Source organism: Mycobacterium sp., from assembly GCF_049280035.1.
Taxonomy (GTDB): domain Bacteria; phylum Actinomycetota; class Actinomycetes; order Mycobacteriales; family Mycobacteriaceae; genus Mycobacterium.
In genome coordinates this window covers 1-4,400 of sequence record NZ_JBAPPI010000471.1, presented here as the reverse complement: position 1 = coordinate 4,400, position 4,400 = coordinate 1, and the positions used below count along the sequence as shown (strand labels likewise).

The window sequence follows — 4,400 nt, the reverse complement described above, 5'->3', positions numbered from 1 at the left end:
TTCTTGGGCGACGGCGGCGATGGCGGTCATGCCGGCGCCGGCAGCACCCCCGATGGTTTGCCCGCGCTTGGTGGAGCCGGCGGCAATGCCGGCGCGTTGGGCATCCACGGGGCGGTCGGCGACTTTGGCACGGGCGTCACCTCCGGTTCTGACTCCATCGGGACCACCGGCAGCTGGCTCACCAACAACGATGGACAGGTCGTCATGCTGCACGGGCTCAACGAGGTGTACAAAGTGGACCCCGGTGAGCCCAGCGCCGGCGGGTTCAGCGACGACGATGCAGCGTTCTTGGCCGCCAACGGTTTTAACGCCGTGCGGGTGGGCATCATCTGGTCCGACCTCGAGCCCGGGCCCGGCGTCTTCAACACCGCTTACCTCGCCTCGATCGAGCAGACCGTGCAGACACTCGGTAACCACGGCATCCACAGCATCCTCGATTTCCACCAGGACGCTTACAGCAGCGACTTCGGCGGCGAAGGTGCGCCGGCGTGGGCGGTGCTGGACGGCAATCTGTCCAACCCCCAGCTGCCCTTCCCGTTCAACGAATTCTTCAATCCCGCCGAGACTCAGGCCTGGGATTCGTTCTGGTCGAACGCCGACGCACCGAACGGCATTGGGCTACAAGACAATTACGCGCAGATGTTGGAGTACGTCGCCAACGCCTTCAACGGCAACTCCAACGTGGCCGGTTTCGAGCTGATGAACGAGCCGTCCGCCGGCTCCCAGACGCTGCCGATCATTTTCGGCAGCTCGTTCTTCGACAGCCAAGAGCTGACCCCGTTCTACAACCAGGGGGCGGACGCGATCCGGGCCGTCGACCCCACCACGCCGATCTTCTACGAACCGAACGTCCTCTTCAACGCGGGCATACCTACCCAGCTGGGCACGGTAGACGCCACGAACACCGTCTTCTCGTTCCACGACTACTGCGAGTTCGACCTCGGGTCGCTGGGTTGCTTGCCGAGCGTCAGCGGAATCGTGGGTAACGCCTTGAATTACGCGCACTCACAGGGAATCCCGGCCTTCATGACCGAGTTCGGAGCCACCAGCAACCAGACCCAGCTCGCCGACCCGATGCAAGGTGCCAACCAAAACCTGATCGGTTGGACGGAATGGGCCTACACCGGCCAAGGCGACATCACCACCACCGCGTCGCCACCGAGCTCAGAGTCGCTGGTGTACAACCCCGAGCTGCCGCCTACTGGCACCAACGTCAACACCGCCAACCTGGACACCCTCGCCCAGCCGTATCCGCAGGTGATTTCCGGGACCCCCACGTCCTGGTCGTTTGCCAACGGCACCTTCGACTTCAGCTACTCCACCGGAGAGGCCGACGGCATGGGCAGCTTCCCGGGCGGCTCGCTGACCACGATCTCGGTGCCGACCGTCGAGTTCCCGAACGGCTACACCGTCGCCGTCACCGGCGGAGAAGTCATTTCGGCCGCCAACGCCCCCGAACTGATCATCTCGTCAGACAGCGGTGCCAGCACGGTCAGCGTCGTGGTGACCGCCACCGCGGACGGCGGAGCCGGAGCGGGGTAAGCCCGACGGCTGGCCCCGGTGGTAACGTCATTACCGTTTCAGGCCAGTGTGACTCTCCGGAGACGTCATATGCATTCACGGGAGCTGTCGTCATGACCGCGACGGCGTCGGCGCACATAGGCGAATCGGTGGCGGCGTTCGCTGAGCGAGCCCGCAAATGGCTCGCCGACACCATGCCGCGCATCGACGACCCGAATGATCCGCCCTATGCCGACCGCGGCGACGAGGCGTCATGGCAGCACGTCCGCGGATTGCAGCGGCGCCTGTATGACGGCGGGTTCGCCGGGATTTGCTTCCCCACCGAATACGGCGGGCTCGGGCTGGATATCGCGTATCAGAAGGCGTTCGACACCGCAAGCGCAAGCTATGAGCTGCCGCTGATCTTGAACACCCCGACCTTCACGATCTGTTGTGCGACGATCCTCGACACCGGGAGCGAAGAACAGAAGCGGCAACACATTTCGGCGGCGCTGCGCGGTGACGAGGTGCTCGTTCAATTGCTTTCGGAGCCCAGCGGCGGCTCCGATTTAGCGGGTGTGATCACACGTGCCGAGCGACGCGGCGACAAGTGGGTGGTCAACGGCGCCAAGACGTGGAGCACCGGCGCGTTCGCCGCCGACTATGGACTGCTGCTGGCCAGAACGGACTGGGATGTGCCGAAGCACGACGGTCTGACAATGTTTCTGGTGCTCATCGACAGCCCGGGCATCACGCTGCGCCGGATCAAGCAAGTCAATGGATCCACGGAGTTCTGTGAGGAGTTCTTCGACGACCTGGAGCTCAGCGACGACGCGGTGATCGGCGAGGTCGGCAAGGGCTGGGAGGTGGCTTCGCGCCAGCTGTATCACGAGCGGCGCGCCGTTGGCGGCGGCTCCGAATTCGCCAGCGGCAGCGGCAGCGAAAACAACCAGGAGCGGCCACCCGACTACCCTGCGCTGCTGCAGGCGGCCGGGCTTTCCGACAACGAACGGGTGCGTGAAGCGGCCGGCCGAGCGCTGACCCGCCGCGCGGTGTGGGAGCAGTTGATCGACCACGTCTACCACGGCGTGCTGGACGGCTCACTCCCCCCGACGGCCGGTTCGATCGTCCGGCTTTTCCAGGCTGAAGAAGTTGAGCTCGAGGTCGACACCGCGCTGGCGATCGCCGGCAGCGTCGGCGTCGTCAGCGTCGTTAAAGGGCCGGCCGACCTGCTTTTCGCCGGCGAACGCTACCTGTCTCGCCAAACCGCGGCGGTCGGCGGTGGCACGACCGAGATGCCGCGCAACGAGATTGGCGACCGGGTACTGGGCTTTCCGCGCGAGTACGCCGCCGATCGCGGGGTACCGTTCAACCAGGTGAAGCACAACCGGGTCTGATCGGAGGGGACGCCATGCTGAGCGCCAAACCGTACGGACAGCTGCGGTATCGGGAGATCGCGGGCAACCGCATGGCCTATGTCGACGAGGGCCGCGGTCCCGACGGCACGACGATCGTCTTCCAGCACGGCAACCCCACCTCGTCGTATCTGTGGCGCAACGTGATGCCGCATCTGGAAGGTCTCGGCCGGCTGGTCGCATGTGACTTGATCGGGATGGGCGGGTCGGACAAGCTCAGCCCGTCGGGCCCGGACCGCTATCACTACGCCGAACAGCGTGAGCACCTGTTCGGGCTTTGGGATGCCCTCGATCTTGGTAACCGGGTGGTGTTGGTGCTGCACGACTGGGGATCGGCGCTGGGTTTCGACTGGGCTAACCGGCACCGCGACCGCGTGGCCGGCATCGCGTTTATGGAGGCGATCGTCACCCCGATGACGTGGCCGGACTTCCATGACAGCGTGCGAGGCGTGTTTCAAGGCTTCCGCTCTCCCAACGGTGAGTCAATGGTGTTGGAGCAGAACATCTTTGTCGAGGCGGTGTTGCCGGGCGCCATCCGGCGACGGCTGTCCGACGAGGAGATGGACCACTACCGACGGCCGTTCGCCAAAGCGGGAGAGGACCGGCGGCCAACGTTGTCTTGGCCGCGGAATATCCCGATCGACGGCGAGCCAGCCGAGGTCGTCGCCGTGGTCGACGAATATCGGAGCTGGCTCGCGGAAAGCGACGTGCCAAAGCTGTTTATCAATGCGGACCCCGGCGCGATCGTGACCGGGCGAATCCGCGACTACGTCCGCAGCTGGCGGAACCTGATCGAAATCACCGTTCCCGGCGTGCATTTCATCCAGGAGGACAGTCCGGACGAAATCGGCGCCGCGTTGGCGCAATTCGTCGGGCAGCTACCTGACTAATACCGCCGCCAACCGACAGGTATCACAGCCAAGAAACCGCTGGAACCAGAGTGGCAAAAGAGGTTTCAGTGAGTTAGCCGCGAAAGAACTTCGGCGACAACGGAATCCGTCGTCACATCGACCTGCTCACCGGTCGTCAGATCCTTCACGCCGATGGTTCCGGCTTCGATGTCGCGATCACCGGCGACCAGCGCCAGCCGCGCACCGGATCGGTCGGCGGCCCGCATCGCGCCCTTGATGGCGCGGTCACCGTAAGCCAGATCCACTCGCACCCCGGCGGCCCGCAGCTGCCCGGCCAGCACCGCCAGCCGCAGCTTGGCCGGCTCGACCAGCGGCACTCCAAACACGTCGCAGCGGGCGGTCTGCCCGACCTCTTTGCCCTCGGCGCGCAACGCCAACAAGGTGCGGTCGACGCCGATACCGAACCCGATACCAGACAGGTCCTGTCCGCCGAGCTGGCGCATCAGGCCGTCGTAGCGGCCACCGCCGCCGATGCCGGATTGCGCGCCCAACCCGTCGTGCACGAACTCGAAGGTTGTCTTGGTGTAGTAGTCCAATCCGCGGACCATCCGCGGGTTGATGACATAGGGCACGC

The 4,400-nt window shown here is 65.1% G+C and carries 4 protein-coding genes; 3 read left to right on the top strand and 1 reads right to left on the bottom strand.

The features are described 5' to 3' along the window. From WAN71_RS15510 to WAN71_RS15500, 3 genes are all read left to right on the top strand, one after another. The coding region (locus WAN71_RS15510) for a cellulase family glycosylhydrolase (RefSeq protein WP_422226180.1) at positions 1–1,542 on the top strand (1,542 nt) is incomplete at its 5' end. Between the two features lie 92 nt (positions 1,543–1,634). Further along, entirely contained in the window at positions 1,635–2,897 is a 1,263-nt protein-coding gene (locus WAN71_RS15505; protein ID WP_422226179.1) for an acyl-CoA dehydrogenase family protein, read from the top strand. Positions 2,898–2,911: 14 nt separating this feature from the next. Continuing rightward, positions 2,912–3,805, top strand: a complete 894-nt coding sequence (locus tag WAN71_RS15500) for a haloalkane dehalogenase (protein WP_422226178.1) — start codon at positions 2,912–2,914, stop codon at positions 3,803–3,805. Between the two features lie 65 nt (positions 3,806–3,870). Here WAN71_RS15500 and WAN71_RS15495 read toward each other — a convergent pair. Beyond that, positions 3,871–4,400, bottom strand: a 530-nt coding sequence (locus WAN71_RS15495; RefSeq protein ID WP_422226177.1) for a His/Gly/Thr/Pro-type tRNA ligase C-terminal domain-containing protein, incomplete at its 5' end; no start/stop codon positions are given.